Annotated in this window: 19 protein-coding genes and 1 tRNA gene; 17 read left to right on the top strand and 3 right to left on the bottom strand. The window is 64.4% G+C overall.

Annotated elements, in window-relative coordinates; genetic code table 11:
- Positions 1-477, bottom strand: a 477-nt coding sequence (locus FOZ70_RS09175; protein WP_219705605.1) for an NAD(P)/FAD-dependent oxidoreductase, incomplete at its 3' end; no start/stop codon positions are given.
- A gap of 178 nt (positions 478-655) precedes the next feature.
- Here FOZ70_RS09175 and FOZ70_RS09170 point away from each other — a divergent pair.
- Complete coding sequence (locus FOZ70_RS09170) at positions 656-1,438, top strand: SDR family oxidoreductase (RefSeq protein WP_011351770.1); 783 nt, start codon at positions 656-658, stop codon at positions 1,436-1,438.
- A gap of 32 nt (positions 1,439-1,470) precedes the next feature.
- Complete coding sequence (locus FOZ70_RS09165; RefSeq protein WP_042977028.1) at positions 1,471-1,911, top strand: thioesterase family protein; 441 nt, start codon at positions 1,471-1,473, stop codon at positions 1,909-1,911.
- Between the two features lie 105 nt (positions 1,912-2,016).
- Here FOZ70_RS09165 and FOZ70_RS09160 read toward each other — a convergent pair whose 3' ends face one another.
- Positions 2,017-2,562: a LuxR C-terminal-related transcriptional regulator gene (locus FOZ70_RS09160; protein WP_021162430.1), complete on the bottom strand. Its 546-nt coding sequence runs from the start codon at positions 2,560-2,562 to the stop codon at positions 2,017-2,019.
- A gap of 221 nt (positions 2,563-2,783) precedes the next feature.
- On the opposite strand from FOZ70_RS09160, the gene FOZ70_RS09155 reads away from it, so the two are divergent.
- Positions 2,784-3,488 carry a CoA transferase subunit A gene (locus tag FOZ70_RS09155; RefSeq protein ID WP_021162428.1) on the top strand — a complete coding sequence of 235 codons (705 nt, stop codon included), beginning with the start codon at positions 2,784-2,786 and terminating at the stop codon, positions 3,486-3,488.
- A 1-nt stretch (position 3,489) separates the two neighbouring features.
- Positions 3,490-4,131: a CoA transferase subunit B gene (locus tag FOZ70_RS09150; protein ID WP_021162427.1), complete on the top strand. Its 642-nt coding sequence runs from the start codon at positions 3,490-3,492 to the stop codon at positions 4,129-4,131.
- A gap of 78 nt (positions 4,132-4,209) precedes the next feature.
- Here the strand turns inward: FOZ70_RS09150 and FOZ70_RS09145 are convergent, their stop codons facing one another.
- A complete protein-coding gene (locus FOZ70_RS09145; RefSeq protein WP_059496160.1) occupies positions 4,210-5,142 on the bottom strand; it encodes a LysR substrate-binding domain-containing protein in 933 nt (310 codons plus the stop codon).
- Positions 5,143-5,234: 92 nt separating this feature from the next.
- Here FOZ70_RS09145 and FOZ70_RS09140 point away from each other — a divergent pair, with 92 nt between their 5' ends.
- From FOZ70_RS09140 to FOZ70_RS09080, 13 genes are all read left to right on the top strand, one after another.
- Positions 5,235-6,119 (top strand): EamA family transporter, encoded by an 885-nt coding sequence (locus tag FOZ70_RS09140; protein ID WP_059619493.1) that lies wholly within the window; start codon positions 5,235-5,237, stop codon positions 6,117-6,119.
- Between the two features lie 286 nt (positions 6,120-6,405).
- Positions 6,406-7,302, top strand: a complete 897-nt coding sequence (locus FOZ70_RS09135) for an alpha/beta hydrolase (RefSeq protein ID WP_219705603.1) — start codon at positions 6,406-6,408, stop codon at positions 7,300-7,302.
- 80 nt (positions 7,303-7,382) lie between these two features.
- Complete coding sequence (locus FOZ70_RS09130) at positions 7,383-7,736, top strand: RidA family protein (protein ID WP_021162422.1); 354 nt, start codon at positions 7,383-7,385, stop codon at positions 7,734-7,736.
- Positions 7,737-7,780: 44 nt separating this feature from the next.
- Positions 7,781-10,015 carry a bifunctional (p)ppGpp synthetase/guanosine-3',5'-bis(diphosphate) 3'-pyrophosphohydrolase gene (locus tag FOZ70_RS09125; protein ID WP_193094025.1) on the top strand — a complete coding sequence of 745 codons (2,235 nt, stop codon included), beginning with the start codon at positions 7,781-7,783 and terminating at the stop codon, positions 10,013-10,015.
- Between the two features lie 87 nt (positions 10,016-10,102).
- A tRNA-Val gene (locus tag FOZ70_RS09120) sits at positions 10,103-10,179 on the top strand.
- A 271-nt stretch (positions 10,180-10,450) separates the two neighbouring features.
- A complete protein-coding gene (thrS, locus tag FOZ70_RS09115; RefSeq protein WP_027787704.1) occupies positions 10,451-12,358 on the top strand; it encodes a threonine--tRNA ligase in 1,908 nt (635 codons plus the stop codon).
- 49 nt (positions 12,359-12,407) lie between these two features.
- Complete coding sequence (infC, locus tag FOZ70_RS09110; protein WP_071734130.1) at positions 12,408-12,932, top strand: translation initiation factor IF-3; 525 nt, start codon at positions 12,408-12,410, stop codon at positions 12,930-12,932.
- 189 nt (positions 12,933-13,121) lie between these two features.
- Positions 13,122-13,319 (top strand): 50S ribosomal protein L35, encoded by a 198-nt coding sequence (gene rpmI, locus FOZ70_RS09105; RefSeq protein WP_004191477.1) that lies wholly within the window; start codon positions 13,122-13,124, stop codon positions 13,317-13,319.
- A 30-nt stretch (positions 13,320-13,349) separates the two neighbouring features.
- Positions 13,350-13,709 carry a 50S ribosomal protein L20 gene (gene rplT / locus FOZ70_RS09100; protein WP_004192938.1) on the top strand — a complete coding sequence of 120 codons (360 nt, stop codon included), beginning with the start codon at positions 13,350-13,352 and terminating at the stop codon, positions 13,707-13,709.
- Between the two features lie 148 nt (positions 13,710-13,857).
- Entirely contained in the window at positions 13,858-14,871 is a 1,014-nt protein-coding gene (pheS, locus tag FOZ70_RS09095; protein WP_021162419.1) for a phenylalanine--tRNA ligase subunit alpha, read from the top strand.
- 96 nt (positions 14,872-14,967) lie between these two features.
- Positions 14,968-17,397 carry a phenylalanine--tRNA ligase subunit beta gene (pheT, locus tag FOZ70_RS09090; protein WP_219705601.1) on the top strand — a complete coding sequence of 810 codons (2,430 nt, stop codon included), beginning with the start codon at positions 14,968-14,970 and terminating at the stop codon, positions 17,395-17,397.
- A gap of 70 nt (positions 17,398-17,467) precedes the next feature.
- Positions 17,468-17,854 (top strand): integration host factor subunit alpha, encoded by a 387-nt coding sequence (locus tag FOZ70_RS09085; RefSeq protein WP_006486093.1) that lies wholly within the window; start codon positions 17,468-17,470, stop codon positions 17,852-17,854.
- Positions 17,855-17,916: 62 nt separating this feature from the next.
- Positions 17,917-18,330 (top strand): MerR family transcriptional regulator, encoded by a 414-nt coding sequence (locus tag FOZ70_RS09080; RefSeq protein WP_059552093.1) that lies wholly within the window; start codon positions 17,917-17,919, stop codon positions 18,328-18,330.
- The last annotated feature ends 6 nt before the right edge of the window (positions 18,331-18,336 follow it).

The following is an 18,336-nucleotide window of genomic DNA, read 5'->3' as shown; positions in this document are numbered from 1 at the left end:
GCCGTCGTCGTTGTAGAGAATCTCCGCAGCCGGGAAGCCCGGGAAGATCTCGACGCCCAGCGCCTCGGCCTGCTGGCCCAGCCAGCGCGTGACGTTGCCCAGCGAAATCACGTAGTTGCCGTGGTTCTGGAAGTTGGCGGGCAGCGCCCAGTTCGGCGTGGTGACGGCGCTTTTCTCGGACAGGAACAGGAAGCGGTCTTCCGTCACCTCGACGTCGAGCGGCGCGCCGCGTTCCTTCCAGTCGGGGAACAGTTCGGTGATCGCGCGCGGGTCCATCACCGCACCCGACAGGATGTGCGCGCCGATCTCGGAACCCTTCTCGAGCACGCACACGCCGATCTCGGTGCCTTTCTCGGCGGCCAGCTGCTTGAGCCGGATCGCCGCCGACAGCCCGGCGGGGCCGCCGCCGACGATCACGACGTCGTATTCCATCGATTCGCGCGGGCCGTATTGCTCGATGAGGCTTGCGGGGGTCATTGGCGTTCCTCTAACCGTTAGAATGCTTTTATTCGGGAGCGTATTGTCTGCGAAACGAAACGCTTGCCGCAACAGCATGCGGCTAGATTAGCACGATCGTTCTATTTTTGTGCTAGGGTAATGCCGCTCGGGCCGTGCTGCCCGTAGCGGCGAAACGACATCGAAAGGGGATGTGCAAATGGGTCGTTCGATCAATCTGGAAGGCAAGGTTGCGCTGGTCACGGGGGCGTCGAGCGGCCTGGGGCAGCGTTTTGCGCAGGTGCTGTCGCAGGCCGGTGCAAAGGTCGTGCTCGCGAGTCGTCGCGTCGAGCGCCTGAAGGAGTTGCGTGCCGAGATCGAGGCGGCGGGCGGCGCTGCGCACGTCGTGTCGCTCGACGTCACCGACGTCCAGAGCATCAAGGCGGCGGTCGCGCATGCGGAAACGGAGGCCGGCACGATCGACATCCTGGTGAACAATTCGGGCGTCTCGACGATGCAGAAGCTCGTCGATGTGACGCCGGCCGATTTCGAGTTCGTGTTCGATACCAACACGCGCGGCGCGTTTTTCGTCGCGCAGGAAGTCGCGAAGCGGATGATCATGCGCGCGAACGGCAGCGGCAACGGCAAGCCGCCGTGCCGGATCATCAATATCGCGTCGGTGGCCGGCCTGCGCGTGTTCCCGCAGATCGGGCTGTACGCGATGAGCAAGGCCGCGGTCGTGCAGATGACGCGCGCGATGGCGCTCGAGTGGGGGCGCCACGGGATCAACGTCAACGCGATCTGTCCGGGTTATATCGATACCGAAATCAATCATTACCTGTGGGAAACCGAGCAGGGCCAGAAGCTGCAGTCGATGCTGCCGCGCCGGCGCGTCGGCAAGCCGCAGGATCTCGACGGGCTGTTGTTGCTGCTCGCGGCCGACGAGTCGCAGTTCATCAATGGCTCGATTATCTCCGCCGACGACGGCTTCGGCCTCGCCTGAGCGGATGACATTCAGCAACACAGAAGACTGCAATGAGCGCAACAAACGATTACTCCCCCGTATTTGAGATGTCGATGCCGATCCGCTGGGGCGACATGGACGCGTTCGGCCATGTGAACAACACGGTCTATTTCCGCTACATGGAGCAGGCGCGGATCTCGTGGTTCGAGGAGCTCGGCATCGCCGGCGGCAATGGCGAGGGGCAGGGGCCCGTCATCGTCACGGCGTCGATGGAATTCCTCAAGCAACTGCACTATCCGGGCGACGTGATCGCGAAGATGTCGGCCGCGAAACCCGGCCGGAGCAGCTTCGATACCGGTTTCGAGCTTACGCGCGCGGATGATCCGCAGCACGTCTATGCGCGCGGCAAGGCGCGCTGCGTGTGGGTCGACTACGCGCTCGGCAAGTCGGTACCGCTGCCCCAGTTGCTGCGCGACACGATCGAGCGCGCGCTCGCGACGAAGGTCGGCTGAGCGTTGGTACGGCGAGGCCGGCGCCCGGGCGCCGGCGGCACGCCGTGCCTGCTGTTTCACGAATCGGCCGCCATGCGCGGCCGATTGTCATCCGGGAGCCGCCATTCACTGCCCGAGCAGGCGCTGCAGCAGCTCCGGCGTATTGTTGGTGCCGTATTTGCGCATCAGCCGCGCGCGGTAGATGTCGACCGTGCGCGAGCTGATGTCGAGCACGCGCCCGATCTGCTTGCTGGTCTTGCCGGTCGCGAGCTGGGCGGCGATCTCGCGCTCGCGCGGGGTCAGTTCGACGGCGACCCGGCGCGTCGCGCTCAAATCCTCGAAGGTCCAGACGCCTGCCGCGAGCGGTGCGGTGCGGTCGAGCGCGCGGCCGGTGACGTGGCACCAGAACAGCTCGCCGTCCGCGCGTTTCATGATTCTGTCATCCGAGTAGATGCCGTTCGCGGCCATTACGCGCGCGATACGTTCGCCGATTCGCTGGAATTCGTCCGTCGACGGGTAGAGCACCTCGTACGATTTCCCGATCAGGTCGGCCCGCACGCAGCGGAAGATCGACGCCAGCGCGTCGTTGCAATCCTCGATCACGCGGTCGCGCGACAGGACGAGGCCGAGCGGCGCGAGGTGGAAGGCGGTCTGGTAATCGAGAGCGGGCATGGCGCAGGCAAGCGGAGGCAAACGCTTATGTATTTTTGCGTATTGTGCCGCATCCGCGCCGCATCGTACCCTTTCAGGCATCTCGTGGCGGTTTGCCGCGGTATAAAAACAGCGCGCCTCGACGCAGGCATCGCCGTGCATGCATAGAATGATGCGGCGGGCTTGCGGGCCACGTGGCGCGTGAACCGGTTTCGCTGGTTTCCATAGAGGAGGGACAACTGATGAACAAAGTCTATCCAAGCGCGGCTGCCGCGCTGGAAGGGATCGTCCGTGACGGACAGACCTTCGCGGTGGGCGGCTTCGGCCTGTGCGGGATTCCGGAGGCGCTGATCGCCGCGTTGCGCGATTCGGCCGTCAAGGGCATCACCTGCATCAGCAACAACGCGGGCGTCGACGGTTTCGGCCTCGGCCTGTTGCTGGAAACGCGCCAGATCAAGAAGATGATCTCGTCGTACGTCGGCGAGAACAAGGAGTTCGAGCGCCAGTACCTGGCCGGCGAACTCGAACTCGAATTCACGCCGCAAGGCACGCTCGCCGAAAAGCTGCGCGCGGGCGGCGCGGGCATCCCGGCGTTCTTCACGAACACGGGCTACGGCACCGTGATCGCGGAAGGCAAGGAAACGCGCCAGTTCGGCGATCGTCATTACGTGCTCGAACCGTCGCTGACGGCCGATGTCGCGCTCGTGAAGGCCTGGAAGGCCGACAAGTCGGGCAACCTGATCTATCGCCGCACCGCGCGCAACTTCAACCCGATGTGCGCGATGGCCGGCAAGATCACCGTCGCGGAGGTCGAGGAAATCGTCGAGAACGGCGAGCTCGATCCGGATCACATCCACACGCCGGGGATTTTCGTGCAGCGCATCGTGCTGAACGCGACGCCCGAAAAACGCATCGAACAACGCGTCGTACGCGCGAAAGGAGACTGACATGGCCTGGAATCGTGACCAGATGGCCGCGCGCGCGGCGAAGGAACTGCAGGACGGCTTCTACGTGAACCTCGGCATCGGCCTGCCGACGCTCGTCGCGAACCACGTGCCGGAAGGTGTCGAGGTGTGGCTGCAGTCGGAGAACGGCCTGCTCGGCATCGGCCCGTCGCCGACCGAAGACGAAGTCGACGCCGATCTCATCAACGCCGGCAAGCAGACCGTCACGACGCTGCCGGGCTCGTCGATCTTCTCGTCGGCCGATTCGTTCGCGATGATCCGCGGCGGCCACATCAACCTCGCGATCCTCGGCGCGATGCAGGTCAGCAAGCAGGGCGACCTCGCGAACTGGATGATCCCCGGCAAGATGATCAAGGGGATGGGCGGCGCGATGGATCTCGTCGCCGGCGTGAAGCGTGTCGTCGTGCTGATGGAGCATGTCGCGAAGGGCGATCAGCACAAGATCCTCGAGGAATGCAACCTGCCGTTGACGGGTGTCGGTGTGGTCGACCTGATCATCACCGATCTCGGCGTGATCGAAGTGACGCCGTCCGGCCTGAAGGTCCTCGAGCTCGCCGATGGCGTGAGCGCCGACGAGATCCAGGCAAAGACGGGTGCGCCGCTCGACGTCAGCGCGGTCGCCTGAGTTTTTTTCATGTCGATTCGCCCCGCATGCCGTCAGGCACGCGGGGCGTTTTGTTTGTGGCATGCGCGCCCGGCCGCGTCAGACGGCGGTCTGCAACGATTCCACGCGTTGTTCGCCGGTGGGCGTGCCGTCGTCGGGCGAACCCAGCTGCAGCGCATGAAACAGGAAGCGTTGCAGCGTGACTGCCGCCGACGTGTGATCGCCGAGGTCCGCGCGGCTGAACAGCCCGAAATCCGCGGCGGGTGGCGCGGGCAACCCGGCTGCCTGCGGGTCGAGTGCGCGCATCGTGTCGCGACGCACGTTCCAGTCGAGCAGTACCGCGACGCCGAGGCCTGCCTCGACCGCCGACTGGATCGCGGACAGGCTCGTGCTGGTGCAGATGACGCGCCACGCACGGCCGGCGTCGCGCAACATCGCGAACAGCTTTTCCTGCCACGGGCAGGTGCCGCCGAACGCAACGATCGGTACCGGTTCGTTGCGAGGGAGGCGGTCGGCGGTGGCTGCGGCGGCCCAGTGCAGCGGATGCTGCCATGTCGCGAGCGGCTCGGCCCGGATCAGCGCGGGGTCGCCGATCACGAAATCCAGTGCGTGGCTCGCGAGTCGCTGCGACAGGACGGGGCTCGTATCGACGACGATCTCGAGCGCGACGTTCGGAAATGACGCCGCGAACTGTCGCAACGCGTGCGGCAGACGGCCGACGGCGATGTCCTCGAGGACACCGAGCCGTACGGTGCCCGAGATGTCGCCTGCGGCGAGCGCGGCACGGGCGGCGAGCCCGACGCCGAGCAACTGGTGTGCATACGGCAGCAGCACGTTGCCCGCGGCCGTCGGCGTGACGCCGCGCGGCGAGCGTTCGAGCAGGCGCTGGCCGACTTCATCCTCGAGCCGTCGCAGCGCCATGCTGACGGCGGCCTGCGTGCGATGCAGCGCCGTTGCCGCCGTGCTGACGCTGCCGGTTTCGACCACGGTGACGAACGTGCGCAGCAGGGTGCTGTCGAGATCGCGGGTCATCAATATTCCTGATGCGGACATAAGAATTATCAGCTTATATCAAGCCTGCGGCCGCGGTTAGCATCGGCGTGTCACTGAACCGGAGCGGTTGCATGAGCGAGGAATCGAGTACGGTACGACCGGGTGTCGCGCAGCGCGCGGCGTCACCTTTCACGAATGCGGTGGCGCCGCTGCTGGCCGTCGCGTCGATGTGCAGCGTGCAGCTCGGCGCGGCGCTGTCGAGGCCGGCGACGATCGAGTACGGCACCGTCAGCACGACCTGGCTGCGGCTCTGTTTCGCCGCGCTCGCGCTGGCCGTGGTCGTCCGGCCGCCGCTCCACACCTATTCCCGGCAGCGCTGGATCGCCGCCATCGCGCTCGGCACGGCGATGGCCGCGATGACGCTGTGCTTCTTCGAAGCCGTGCGTCGCGTGCCGCTCGGCCTGGCGGTGGCGATCAACTTTCTCGGGCCGCTGGCGGTCGCCACGATCGGCGTGCGCAAGCCGGCGATGCTGGCATGGCCGGCACTTGCGCTGGCTGGCGTGCTGCTGCTGGCGCGGCAGGACGGCATGTGGGTGACGGCGCCGGCCGCGCTGGTCTTTCCGGTCGGCTCTGCGCTTGGCTGGGCCGCCTATATCGTGTTGATGAAGCGTGTCGGCACGCTGTTCGACGGGCTGCAGGGGCTGTCCGCGTCGCTGTTCGTGGCCGCGCTCGTCACGACACCGTTCGGGCTGGCGCAAAGCGGCGGCCACTTGCCGGCCGGCCAACTGATCGATGCCGCGTATCTGGCGGTGCTCGTCCCGCTGTTTCCTTACGTGCTCGAACTGATTGCGTTGCGAAGGATGAGCGCATCGGCATTCGGCATCCTGATGAGCGCCGAGCCCGCGATCGCCGCGGGGATCGGTTATGTCGTGCTGGCGCAGCCGATGAGCACGCTGCAGGTCGCCGGCACGCTGTGCGTGGTCGGTGCGAGCATCGGCGCGGTCATGCAGAAATAACCGCGCTTTCCCGGCCATGACGGGCCGGTGCACGATGGTGCGTTCGCGGCGCCGTCGCCGCGGCCGCAACGGAGGCTGGATCGGCAGCCTGCTGAACACGGAACACCGCGCCCGATTCCGCACGGCCGCGTGACATTTCATTGGCGCTCGCACGAGCCGCAAGCCCGCAAGGGTGGTCAGGCGACTCGTGATCCGGAACGGGTTTACAATCGATCGCATCCCCCGGCTGCCCTGGCGGGCCGGGCCCACATGCCATCGCGCCGCACCGTTCGGCAGGACGCCTCCGATGCCCACTTCCCCCGTGAACTCCCCGATTCCCCGTCAGCGGCGCGTGCAGTGTGCGAGCGCGGCCGGCCTTCACCACGTCGCCTATACCGAGTGGGGCGATCCCGCGAACCCGCGCGTGCTGGTTTGCGTGCACGGCCTGACCCGTTCCGGGCGCGATTTCGACCGGCTCGCCACGGCGCTGTCCGATACGTATCGCGTCGTCTGCCCCGACATCGTCGGGCGCGGCCAATCGGACTGGCTGGCCGATCCGCGGCTCTACGCGATTCCGCAATACGTGGCCGACATGGTGACGCTGATCGCGCGACTCGACGTCGAATCGGTCGACTGGTTCGGCACGTCGATGGGCGGCCTGATCGGCCTGGCGTTCGCAGGGCTGCCCGGTTCGCCGCTGCGCCGGATGATCGTCAACGACGTCGGCCCGCGCATCGAACCCGATTCGCTGACGCGCATCGGCGAATATCTCGGCGTGCAGCCGCGCTTTGCGACCGAGCAGGAGGGTGTCGACTATCTGACGTCGCTGTCGCTGCCGTTCGGTGCGCTGACCGCCGACGAGTGGCGCGAGATCAACGGGCCGCTACTGCGCGAACTGCCCGAAGGTGGCTGGACGGTCCGCTACGATCCGCGCATCGCCGAGCCGTTCAAGGCAACCACGCCCGAGTTGGCCGCACTCGGCGAGGCCGCGCTGTGGCGCGCCATCGAGACGACGGATGCATCGCTGCTCGTCGTGCGCGGCGAGACGTCCGACCTGCTGTCGCGCGAGACGGTGGCCGACATGGTGCGTCGTGGCCGGCACGTCACGCACGCCGAGATTCCAGGGGTGGGCCATGCGCCGGCGTTCGTAGACGCAGGCCAGATTGCGCTCGCGCGGCGGTTTTTCATCGAAGGCGGCGCATAAACGCGTCATAATATGCGGTTCGACGGCACGCGGGCCGTGCCGCCACCCGAATCTCCATCCACTCACGACCGGAACATTCCATGGCAGTCATTCGTCACCACGTCGGGGCCCGACTCTCCGAAACCGCGATCCACAACGGTACCGTGTATCTGGCCGGCCAGATCGCCGAAGACACCACGCAGGACATCAAGGGCCAGACGCGCGAAGTGCTCGGCCACATCGACCGCCTGCTCGCCGAAGCGAACAGCGACAAGGCGCATCTGCTGTCTGTGCAGATCTACATTTCCGATCTGGCGAATTTCGACGGCATGAATGCGGAGTGGGATGCATGGGTCGCGCAGGGCAACACGCCGCCGCGCGCCACCGTCGAGGCGAAGCTCGCGGATCCGGCGCTGCTCGTCGAGATCGTGGTGGTCGCCGCACAGCGGAGCTGAACCGGACGCAACCCGACGATGATCGTATTCCGCCAGGCCAAGCAATGACCGAGTCCGTTTCCGCTTCTCCCGTCGCGGCACCGTCGTTCGACGACGTGCTCGCGTTCGTGCGCGAACGGGCCGGCGACGCGCGCCTGTCGTCGGGCGAACTGCTCGCCGATCACTCGGCGGGCACGGCGGCGATCATGCGCACGCTGAACGTCGATCCGCCCGCGATGCAGGCGGCCGCGCTGTTCGTGCTGACGCCGCACCTGAGCGACCCCGAGCGCGAACTCACCGAGCGTTTCGGCGACGAAGTGGCGCGGCTCGTGTCCGACGTGCGCAAGCTGTTGCGGCTCGGTACCGTCAGCCTGCGTGCCGCGCAGAACGCGGTGCCCGATGCGGGGCGTGACACGGCGGAAGAGCGGCGTACGCAGATCGAGGCGCTGCGCAAGATGCTGCTCGCGTTCGCGCAAGACATCCGCGTGGTGTTGATCCGGCTCGCGTCGCGCCTGCAGTCGCTGCGCTACTACGCGGCCGCGAAGATCGACCCGCCGCCCGACGTCGCGCGCGAGACGCTCGAGATCTATGCGCCGCTCGCGAACCGTCTCGGTATCTGGCAACTGAAGTGGGAGCTCGAGGATCTCGCGTTCCGCTTCGAGGATCCCGTCACCTACAAGCGGATCGCGAAGCTGCTCGACGAGAAACGCATCGAGCGCGAAGCGTACGTCACGCAGGCGATCGACCGGTTGCAGCAGGAGCTGGCGGACGCGAACATCCAGGCCGATGTGAGCGGCCGGCCAAAGCATATCTACAGCATCTGGCGCAAGATGCGCGGCAAGGAGCTCGATTTCTCCGAGCTGTACGACGTGCGCGCGTTTCGCGTGATCGTGCCGGACATCAAGGATTGCTACGCGGTGCTCGGCATCGTGCATCACCTGTGGCAGCCGGTGCCGAAGGAATTCGACGACTACATCTCGCGGCCGAAGCCGAACGGCTACAAGTCGCTGCATACGGTCGTGATCGGCGATGACGGCCGCGCGTTCGAAGTGCAGATCCGCACGCAGGAGATGCACCGTTTCGCCGAGTACGGCGTCGCCGCGCACTGGCGTTACAAGGAGGCGGGCGCGCGCGGCTACGGCGGCCAGTTCTCGGCGAACGACAAATACGACGAGAAGATCGCATGGCTGCGCCAGCTGCTCGCGTGGAAGGATGACGTCGAGGACGGCGCGGAAAAGTCGGGCGACAAGGCGTGGGCGCAATTGCGCGAGACGTCGCTCGACGACGACCACATCTACGTGCTGACGCCGCAGGCGCGTGTGATCGCGTTGCCGCAGGGCGCGACGCCGGTCGATTTCGCGTACCACCTGCACAGCGAGCTTGGTCATCGCTGCCGTGGCGCACGCGTCGACGGCGCGATGGTGCCGCTCAATACGCCGCTCGCAAACGGCCAGACGGTCGAGATCGTCGCGGTGAAGGAGGGTGGGCCGTCGCGTGACTGGCTGAACCTGCAGCTCGGCTACATGAAGAGCCCGCGCGCGCGTCAGAAGGTGCGTGCGTGGTTCAACTCGATCGAGCAGGAAGAAAACATCTCGCATGGCCGTGCGCTCGTCGAAAAGACGCTGCAGCGCGAGGGCAAGACATCGGTCAACCTGGACAATCTCGCCGCGAAGCTCGGCTTCAAGTCGCCCGAGGAGCTGTTCTCGGTCGTCGGCAAGGAAGAGTTCAGCCTGCGCAATGTCGAGCACGCGCTGTCCGATGCGCCGCCGCCGGAGCCGGCGCCCGAAGCGCCCGCCGATTTCGAGAAGCGCAGCAGCGGCGCGAGCGTGGCGCACGGCGCGTCGACCGGCGTGCTGGTGGTGGGCGTCGACGCGCTGCTGACCCAGCTCGCGCGCTGCTGCCGTCCGGCACCGCCCGATCCGATCAGCGGTTTTGTCACGCGCGGCAAAGGGATGTCGATCCACCGCACCGATTGCCCGACGTTCCGCCGGATGGTCGAGCGCGCGCCGGAGCGCGTGCTGCAGACGACCTGGTCGGCCGACGTGCTCGGCGGGCGCGGTGCGTCCGTCTATCCGGTCGACCTGATGATCGAGGCGAGCGACCGGCAAGGGTTGCTGCGCGATATCTCCGAAGTGTTCGCGCGCGAGAAGATGAACGTGGTGGGTGTGAAGACGCAGAGCCGCCGCAACGCGGCATTCATGCAGTTCACGGTCGAGGTGTCGAACTCGGCGCAGGTGCAGCGCGCGTGCACGCTGCTCGGCGAGGTGCAAGGCGTCGTGCGGGCGGGGCGGAAGGCGTGATATGGGGTTGGAGCCCCGTTATTTTGCTGCGACCGCATAAAAACACTTGCCAAGTCGGTAACGGCTCCATATAATCTTAGCTTCTCTAGGCTCGTAGCTCAGCTGGTTAGAGCACCACCTTGACATGGTGGGGGTCGTTGGTTCGAGTCCAATCGAGCCTACCAACGAATTGAGAATGCCCGGTCTCCGGGTGTTCGATGCAGTAAATAACTCAACGCGAACAAGGCGAATACGGTTATGACACCGCGAACGTTGACCGAAACCTTTTCGGAGCGACGCTAGTCGAGGAACCCTTTCGCCCTTTCAGTCTGAGTGAAGTATCGAATGCGGCCCCTCGAAAGCGGGGCCGCATTTTTTTTGTCGCGAAATTTTCCCGCGCGATTTTCATGTCGCGTACCTGGTCTGCCGCCCACTGTCGGCATCACGGAGATTGCTATGGTTTCGATACGCTTGCCTGACGGCTCAGTTCGACAATACGAGCATCCGGTGACAGTTGCCGAGGTTGCAGCCTCGATCGGTCCCGGCCTTGCGAAGGCTGCGCTTGGTGGCAAGCTCGATGGCGAGCTCGTCGATACGTCGGCCGTGATCGACCGCGACGCGTCGCTCGCGATCGTGACCGACAAGGATGCCGATGGCCTCGACATCATCCGCCACTCGACGGCGCACTTGCTCGCATACGCGGTGAAGGAACTGTATCCGGACGCGCAGGTGACGATCGGCCCGGTGATCGACAACGGCTTCTATTACGACTTCTCGTACAACCGTCCGTTTACGCCTGAAGATCTGGAGAAGATCGAAAAGCGCATGCAGGAGCTCGCGAAGAAGGACGAGCCCGTGACGCGCCGTGTCGTGTCGCGCGACGAAGCGGCGGGCTACTTCCGCAGCATCGGCGAGAAGTACAAGGCCGAGATCATCGAATCGATTCCGCAAAGCGACGAAATCAAGCTGTATTCGCACGGCGGCTTTACCGATCTGTGCCGCGGCCCGCACGTGCCGTCGACGGGCAAGCTGAAGGTCTTCAAGCTGATGAAGGTCGCGGGCGCGTACTGGCGCGGCGATTCGAAGAACGAGCAGCTGCAGCGTATCTACGGCACGGCCTGGACGAAGAAGGAAGACCAGGACCAGTACCTGCACATGCTCGAGGAAGCGGAAAAGCGCGACCACCGCAAGCTCGGCAAGCAGCTCGACCTGTTCCACATGCAGGAAGAGTCGCCGGGCATGGTGTTCTGGCATCCGAAGGGCTGGGCGCTGTGGCAGCAGGTCGAGCAGTACATGCGCCGCCGCGTGAACGAAGCCGGCTACCTCGAGATCAAGACGCCGATGATCATGGACCGCTCGCTGTGGGAGGCGTCGGGCCACTGGCAGAACTACCGCGAGAACATGTTCACGACGGAGTCGGAGAAGCGCGACTACGCGATCAAGCCGATGAACTGCCCGGGTCACGTCCAGGTGTTCAAGCACGGCTTGCGCTCGTATCGCGACCTGCCGCTGCGTTACGCGGAATTCGGTTCGTGCCACCGCAACGAGGCATCGGGCGCGCTGCACGGCCTGATGCGCGTACGCGGCTTCGTGCAGGACGATGCGCACATCTTCTGTACGGAAGACCAGTTCATCTCGGAGTCGATCGCGTTCAATACGCTGGCGATGAGCGTGTACAAGGACTTCGGTTTCGATCACATCGACATCAAGCTGTCGCTGCGCCCGGATCAGCGTGCGGGCACGGACGAGACGTGGGATCGCGCCGAGCAGGGCCTGCGCGACGCACTGACCGCCTGCGGTCTGACGTGGGAAGAGCTGCCGGGTGAAGGCGCGTTCTACGGTCCGAAGATCGAGTACCACATCAAGGATGCGCTCGGTCGTTCGTGGCAGTGCGGTACGCTGCAGCTCGACATGGTGCTGCCGGAACGCCTCGGCGCCGAGTATGTTGCCGACGACAGCAGCCGTCGCCGGCCGGTGATGTTGCACCGTGCGATCGTCGGTTCGATGGAGCGTTTCCTCGGCATTTTGATCGAGCACCATGCTGGTGCAATGCCTGCCTGGCTCGCGCCGTTCCAGGCAGTTGTGCTCAATATCGCCGAAAGTCAGGCCGAATATGCGCAATCTCTGGCCCAATCGTTGCAAAAACAAGGGGTTAGAGTGACGGCCGATTTGCGCAATGAGAAGATTAGCTATAAAATACGCGAGCACACGCTGGAAAAGGTGCCTTATCTCCTCGTCGTGGGTGATAAGGAGCGTGATGCGCAAACGGTAGCCGTGCGTGCCCGTGGCGGCGTCGATCTTGGCGTGATGCCGGTCGAAGCCTTCGTTGAGCGTCTGCAGGAAGACCTGCGCTCGTTCAAGTAACCGCCCTGGCAGCGCGGCTCGTTTTTTTAATTTTTAGAGGAAACGTAACATCGCTACTGATAAGTCGTCGCATCGCATCAACGGTGAAATCACTGCGCCGGAAGTGCGTCTGGTCGGGATCGAGAACGAACCGCTCGGTATCGTAAAACTCGCTGATGCTTTCCGTAAATCGGAAGAACTGGATGTTGACCTGGTGGAAATCGCGCCGCAAGCGGTTCCCCCGGTTTGCCGTCTGATGGATTACGGCAAGTTCAAGTACCAGGAATCGAAGAAGCAGCACGAAGCGAAGCTGAAGCAGAAGGTCATCCAGGTCAAGGAAGTCAAGTTCCGCCCGGGTACCGATGACGGGGATTACAACGTCAAGCTTCGCAATCTCGTGCGCTTCCTCGAAGAAGGCGACAAGACGAAGATCACGTTGCGTTTCCGCGGTCGCGAAATGGCTCACCAGGAAATCGGTATGCGGATGCTTGAGCGTCTGCGCACGGATCTCGAGGAAGTCGGCCAGGTCGAGCAGATGCCGAAGATGGAAGGGCGCCAGATGATCATGGTGCTCTCGCCGAAGAAAAAGAAGTAACGGGCCCGCGCGCTTCGCGCGCAGGTTCGCAGTGGGTCGGCGCGTTGCCCGGTCAGGGCAACGCGCCAGCAATGACGGCGGCTGCGCAAGCGGTTCGCCGTACACAAGTGGACTGGGTTTCGAAGGGCGGGTCAAGGGCGCAAGCCAACCGCACACCCATCGCCATCTAATAAACTGGAGTTGTTCGTCATGCCTAAGATGAAGACCAAGAAGAGCGCTGCAAAGCGCTTCGTGGTGCGTCCGGGCGGTACCGTCAAGCGCGGTCAAGCCTTCAAGCGTCACATCCTGACCAAGAAAACCACGAAGAACAAGCGCCACCTGCGCGGCGCAACGGCAGTTCATGATTCCGATCTGAACTCCGTCCGCGCGATGCTGCCGTTCGCGTAACCCCTCAATCGATACTCTAAGGAGAGAAACATGCCTCGAGTCAAACGTGGGGTAACCGCACGGGCCCGCCACAAGAAGATCATCAACCTGGCCAAGGGTTATCGCGGCCGCCGCAATAACGTCTACCGCATCGCCAAGCAGGCGGTGATGCGCGCTGGTCAGTACGCATATCGCGATCGTCGCAACAAGAAGCGTGTGTTCCGCGCACTGTGGATTACGCGTATCAACGCGGCGGTTCGTCAGCACGACATGACCTACAGCGTGTTCATCAACGGCCTGAAGAAGGCGTCGATCGAACTCGACCGTAAGGTGCTGGCTGACATGGCGGTGTTCGACAAGGCTGCTTTTGCTGCGATCGTCAAGCAGGTGAAAGCCGCCGTTGCAGCCTAATTGCGAAATTAGCACTGCGTGGTTAGTTGCAGCGATGCTCCGGTAGTTTCGGCCGCTGCAGCGAAAACGGGGCTCTTCCGAGCCCCTTTTTTGTTTGGTGTGCGATTTCGCTCGCCAAGACCGAATGACGTTGGAAATGATGGGATCTATGGATCTGGACCAGATTGTCGCCGACGCGCAGCAGTCCTTCGAACAGGCTGCCGACATCACCACGCTCGAAAACGAGAAAGCACGATTTCTCGGCAAATCGGGTGCGCTGACCGAGTTGCTGAAGGGCCTCGGCAAGCTCGATCCCGAAGCACGCAAGACCGAAGGCGCACGCATCAACGTCGCGAAGCAGCAGGTTGAAGCCGCGCTGACCGCACGCCGTCAGGCACTGGCCGACGCGCTGCTGAACCAGCGCCTCGCAGCCGAGTCGATCGACGTGACGTTGCCGGGCCGCGGCGCCGGTGCAGGCAGCCTGCACCCCGTGATGCGCACGTGGGAGCGTGTCGAACAGATTTTCGGCTCGATCGGCTTCGATGTGGCAGACGGCCCCGAAATCGAGACCGACTGGTACAACTTCACATCGCTGAACAGTCCGGAGAACCATCCGGCGCGTTCGATGCAGGACACCTTCTACGTCGAAGGCAAGGATGCCGACGGCCGCCAGCTGCTGCTGCGCACGCACACGAGCCCGATGCAGGTGCGTTACGCGCGCATGAACCGTCCGCCGATCAAGGTGATCGCGCCGGGCCGCACGTATCGCGTCGACAGCGATGCGACCCACTCGCCGATGTTCAATCAGGTCGAGGGGCTGTGGATCGACGAAAACATCAGCTTCGCCGATCTCAAGGGCGTCTATACCGACTTCCTGAAAAAATTCTTCGAGCGCGACGACATCCTCGTGCGCTTCCGTCCGTCGTATTTCCCGTTCACGGAACCGTCGGCCGAGATCGACATGATGTTCGAGCAAGGCAAGAACGCCGGCAAGTGGCTCGAGATTTCCGGTTCGGGGCAGGTGCATCCGACCGTGATTCGCAACATGGGCCTCGATCCCGAGCGCTACATCGGCTTTGCGTTCGGCAGCGGCCTCGAGCGCCTGACGATGCTGCGCTACGGCGTCCAGGATCTCCGGCTGTTCTTCGAGAACGACCTGCGTTTCCTGCGCCAGTTCGCGTAACGCCGCGCGCCGCGCCGACCTGTGCCCGTGCACGCCCCGACGGACGATCCGGCGGGGCCCGGGCGTCGATCTAACCTGTTTCGAACGTAGACATCCATGCAATTCCCTGAATCCTGGTTGAGAACCTTTGTCGACCCGCAGCTGACGACCGACGAACTGTCGCACGCGCTGACGATGGCGGGGCTCGAAGTCGAATCGCTGAGCAAGGCTGCGCCGCCGACGTCGAAGATCGTCGTCGGCCGCGTGCTCGAAGTCGTCAAGCATCCGGATGCGGACAAGCTCAATGTCTGCCAGGTCGATGCCGGCACCGGCGCGACGCTGAATATCGTCTGCGGCGCACCGAACGTCGCACCCGGCATCAAGGTGCCGGTCGCGCTGGTCGGCGCGGAACTGCCGCCGGCGGAAGAGGGTGGCAAGCCGTTCGCGATCAAGCTGTCGAAGCTGCGCGGCGTGGAGAGCCAGGGGATGCTGTGCTCGGCACGTGAACTGAAGCTGTCCGAGGATCACAGCGGCCTGCTGGTGCTGCCGGAAGATACGCCGGTCGGCCAGGACATCCGCGAGACGCTCAATCTCGACGACACGATCTTCGAAATCAAGCTGACGCCGAACAAGGCCGACTGCCTGTCCGTGTTCGGCATCGCGCGCGAGACGGCCGCGATCACCGGTGCGCCGCTGACGCCGGTCGATATCCGCCCGGTGCGCGTCGAACTCGACGAAACGCTGCCGGTGCGCATCGCCGCTCCCGATCTGTGCGGTCGCTTCTCGGGGCGTGTGATCCGCGGCGTGAACGCGCGTGCGAAGACCCCGCAGTGGATGGTCGAGCGCCTCGAGCGCTCCGGCCAGCGCAGCGTGTCGGCGCTCGTCGACATCTCGAACTACGTGATGTTCGAGCTCGGCCGCCCGTCGCACGTGTTCGATCTCGACAAGATCCACGGTGGCATCGAGGTGCGCTGGGGCAAGCGCGGCGAATCGCTGAAGCTGCTCAACGGCAACACGGTCGAACTCGACGAAACGGTCGGCGTCATTTCGGATGACCGCCAGGTCGAGAGCCTGGCCGGCATCATGGGCGGCGACAGCACGGCCGTCACGCTCGATACGACCAACATCTACCTGGAAGCCGCGTTCTGGTGGCCGGACAGCATCCGCGGCCGCGCGCGCAAGTACAACTTCTCGACCGATGCGGCCCATCGCTTCGAGCGCGGCGTCGATTACGCGACGACCGTCGAGCACGTCGAGCGCATTACGCAACTGATTCTCGAGATCTGCGGCGGCAAGGCCGGCCCGGTCGACGATCAGTCCGTGAACCTGCCGCAGCGCGCGCCGGTGAAGATGCGCGTGTCGCGCGCGAACCGCATCATCGGTGTGCAGATCGGCGCCGACGAGATCGCCAGCATCTTCACGCGCCTCGGCCTGCCGTTCGAGCGTGAAGACGACGCGTTCCTCGTCACGCCGCCGTCGCATCGCTTCGACATCGAGATCGAGGAAGACCTGATCGAGGAGGTCGCGCGGATCTACGGCTTCGAGAAGATCCCGGCGCGTCCGCCGGTCGCGACGAGCGAAATGCGCGCGACCAACGAGACGCGGCGTTCGATCCACGATGTCCGTCACGCGCTTGCCGCGCGCGACTACGCGGAAACCGTCAACTTCAGCTTCGTCGATGCGGAGTGGGAGCAGGATTTCGCGGGCAACGACCAGCCGATCCGCCTGCTGAACCCGATCGCGAGCCAGCTCTCGGTGATGCGCACGACGCTGTTCGGCAGCCTGATTTCCGTGCTGCGCCACAACCTGAACCGCCGCGCAGATCGCGTGCGCGTGTTCGAGGCTGGCCGCGTGTTCCTCGCCGATGCGTCGGCGAAGGCCGGTGAGCTGACGGTCGAGGGCTACGTGCAGCCGAAGCGCGTCGGTGCGCTTGCTTATGGCCCGGTGCTCGACGAGCAGTGGGGCGTGACGACCCGCCCGGTCGATTTCTTCGACGTGAAGGGCGATCTCGAGGCGCTGCTTGCGCCGGCAACTGCACGCTTCGTGAAGGCGGAGCATCCGGCCCTCCATCCGGGGCGCAGCGCGCGCATCGAAGTCGACGGCCGTGCGGTTGGCTGGATCGGCGAGTTGCACCCGCGCCTGATGCAGAAGTACGAGTTGCCGCACGCTCCGGTGATGTTCGAAATCGACGCGGACGCGCTGATTGCGCGTGCGTTGCCCACGCCGACCGAGGTGTCGAAATTCCCGCCGGTTCGTCGCGATATCGCCGTTGTCGTCGATCAGGCGGTCGAGGTTCAGGCACTTTTCGACGAAATGAAGAAGGCGCTTGCCGAAGAGGCCTGCCGATTCGTTCAGAAGGTTGTACTCTTCGACGAATTTCGTGCAAAATCAAATACTTCCGGTGGCCTTGCCGCGCACGAGAAGAGCCTTGCCTTCCGCGTGACGCTGCAGGACGCGGCTGGCACGCTACAGGACGAGGTCGTCGATCAGGCGATCCAGGCGCTGGTCGAGCGGATGGCTCGCGCCGGTGCGCGCCTGCGCGGCTAAGGAGGAGGTCCGCCCGCTCGCGGGCGGCCTTTTCCGATCGTAATTTGATTTAACGCGCTGTATGGCAGATATGAACGACATGACCTCGAGTGAATTCGAAGCCCTCCTGACGGCGCAACGCAGCGCCATGAACCGCGATGCTTCGGCGCCGGCGTCCACCGAGACGCCCACGCTGACGAAAGCGGAACTGGCGGAGTTGCTGTTCGACAGCGTCGGGCTGAACAAGCGTGAAGCGAAGGACATGGTCGAGGCGTTTTTCGAGGTGATTCGCGACGCGCTCGAAAACGGCGAAAGCGTCAAGCTGTCGGGGTTCGGTAATTTCCAGCTGCGCGACAAGCCGCAGCGGCCAGGCCGCAATCCGAAGACGGGCGAGGCGATTCCGATCGCGGCCCGCCGGGTGGTAACCTTCCACGCGAGCCAGAAGCTGAAGGCGCTGGTCGAAAACGGCGCGGAGTAAGCCCCCGCGCGCTGACGTCCCCGCGCGGCCGCCGCGCACCCTTTACCGACGGTTAACCGACGATGACCACTACGGTTGAGAAAGTCGTCTTGCCTCCGATTCCCGCGAAGCGCTACTTCACGATCGGTGAAGTCAGCGAGCTGTGCGGGGTCAAGCCGCATGTGCTGCGTTATTGGGAACAGGAATTTACTCAACTGCGGCCGGTGAAGCGGCGTGGCAATCGTCGGTATTACCAGCACCATGAAGTGCTGCTGATCCGGCGGATTCGCGAGTTGTTGTACGAGCAGGGATTCACGATCAACGGCGCGCGCAACCGGCTCGATTCGCCGGGCGGCGAGCGGGCCGCGCCGGTACCCGTCGAGCCGGAGGCCCAGGCCGCCGATGCGCGCACACCGGGCAAGCCGGGCGCAACCGTCGACGTAATTGCATTGCGGCAGGCGCTGCTCGACGTGATCGACGGACTGAAGCACGACTGAGCGCGA

Source organism: Burkholderia sp. COPS (genome assembly GCF_019425585.1).
GTDB lineage: Bacteria > Pseudomonadota > Gammaproteobacteria > Burkholderiales > Burkholderiaceae > Burkholderia > Burkholderia cepacia.
This window is presented reverse-complemented; position numbering and strand designations above follow the sequence as displayed.

Excerpts from the sequence above, each read along its gene's own strand:
- FOZ70_RS09170 (WP_011351770.1), top strand. The coding sequence starts at position 656 with ATGGGTCGTTCGATCAATCTGGAAGGCAAGGTTGCGCTGGTCACGGGG.
- FOZ70_RS09165 (WP_042977028.1), top strand. The coding sequence starts at position 1,471 with ATGAGCGCAACAAACGATTACTCCCCCGTATTTGAGATGTCGATGCCG.
- FOZ70_RS09160 (WP_021162430.1), bottom strand. The coding sequence starts at position 2,562 with ATGCCCGCTCTCGATTACCAGACCGCCTTCCACCTCGCGCCGCTCGGC.
- FOZ70_RS09155 (WP_021162428.1), top strand. The coding sequence starts at position 2,784 with ATGAACAAAGTCTATCCAAGCGCGGCTGCCGCGCTGGAAGGGATCGTC.
- FOZ70_RS09150 (WP_021162427.1), top strand. The coding sequence starts at position 3,490 with ATGGCCTGGAATCGTGACCAGATGGCCGCGCGCGCGGCGAAGGAACTG.
- FOZ70_RS09145 (WP_059496160.1), bottom strand. The coding sequence starts at position 5,142 with ATGACCCGCGATCTCGACAGCACCCTGCTGCGCACGTTCGTCACCGTG.
- FOZ70_RS09140 (WP_059619493.1), top strand. The coding sequence starts at position 5,235 with ATGAGCGAGGAATCGAGTACGGTACGACCGGGTGTCGCGCAGCGCGCG.
- FOZ70_RS09135 (WP_219705603.1), top strand. The coding sequence starts at position 6,406 with ATGCCCACTTCCCCCGTGAACTCCCCGATTCCCCGTCAGCGGCGCGTG.
- FOZ70_RS09130 (WP_021162422.1), top strand. The coding sequence starts at position 7,383 with ATGGCAGTCATTCGTCACCACGTCGGGGCCCGACTCTCCGAAACCGCG.
- FOZ70_RS09125 (WP_193094025.1), top strand. The coding sequence starts at position 7,781 with ATGACCGAGTCCGTTTCCGCTTCTCCCGTCGCGGCACCGTCGTTCGAC.
- thrS (WP_027787704.1), top strand. The coding sequence starts at position 10,451 with ATGGTTTCGATACGCTTGCCTGACGGCTCAGTTCGACAATACGAGCAT.
- rpmI (WP_004191477.1), top strand. The coding sequence starts at position 13,122 with ATGCCTAAGATGAAGACCAAGAAGAGCGCTGCAAAGCGCTTCGTGGTG.
- rplT (WP_004192938.1), top strand. The coding sequence starts at position 13,350 with ATGCCTCGAGTCAAACGTGGGGTAACCGCACGGGCCCGCCACAAGAAG.
- pheS (WP_021162419.1), top strand. The coding sequence starts at position 13,858 with ATGGATCTGGACCAGATTGTCGCCGACGCGCAGCAGTCCTTCGAACAG.
- pheT (WP_219705601.1), top strand. The coding sequence starts at position 14,968 with ATGCAATTCCCTGAATCCTGGTTGAGAACCTTTGTCGACCCGCAGCTG.
- FOZ70_RS09085 (WP_006486093.1), top strand. The coding sequence starts at position 17,468 with ATGAACGACATGACCTCGAGTGAATTCGAAGCCCTCCTGACGGCGCAA.
- FOZ70_RS09080 (WP_059552093.1), top strand. The coding sequence starts at position 17,917 with ATGACCACTACGGTTGAGAAAGTCGTCTTGCCTCCGATTCCCGCGAAG.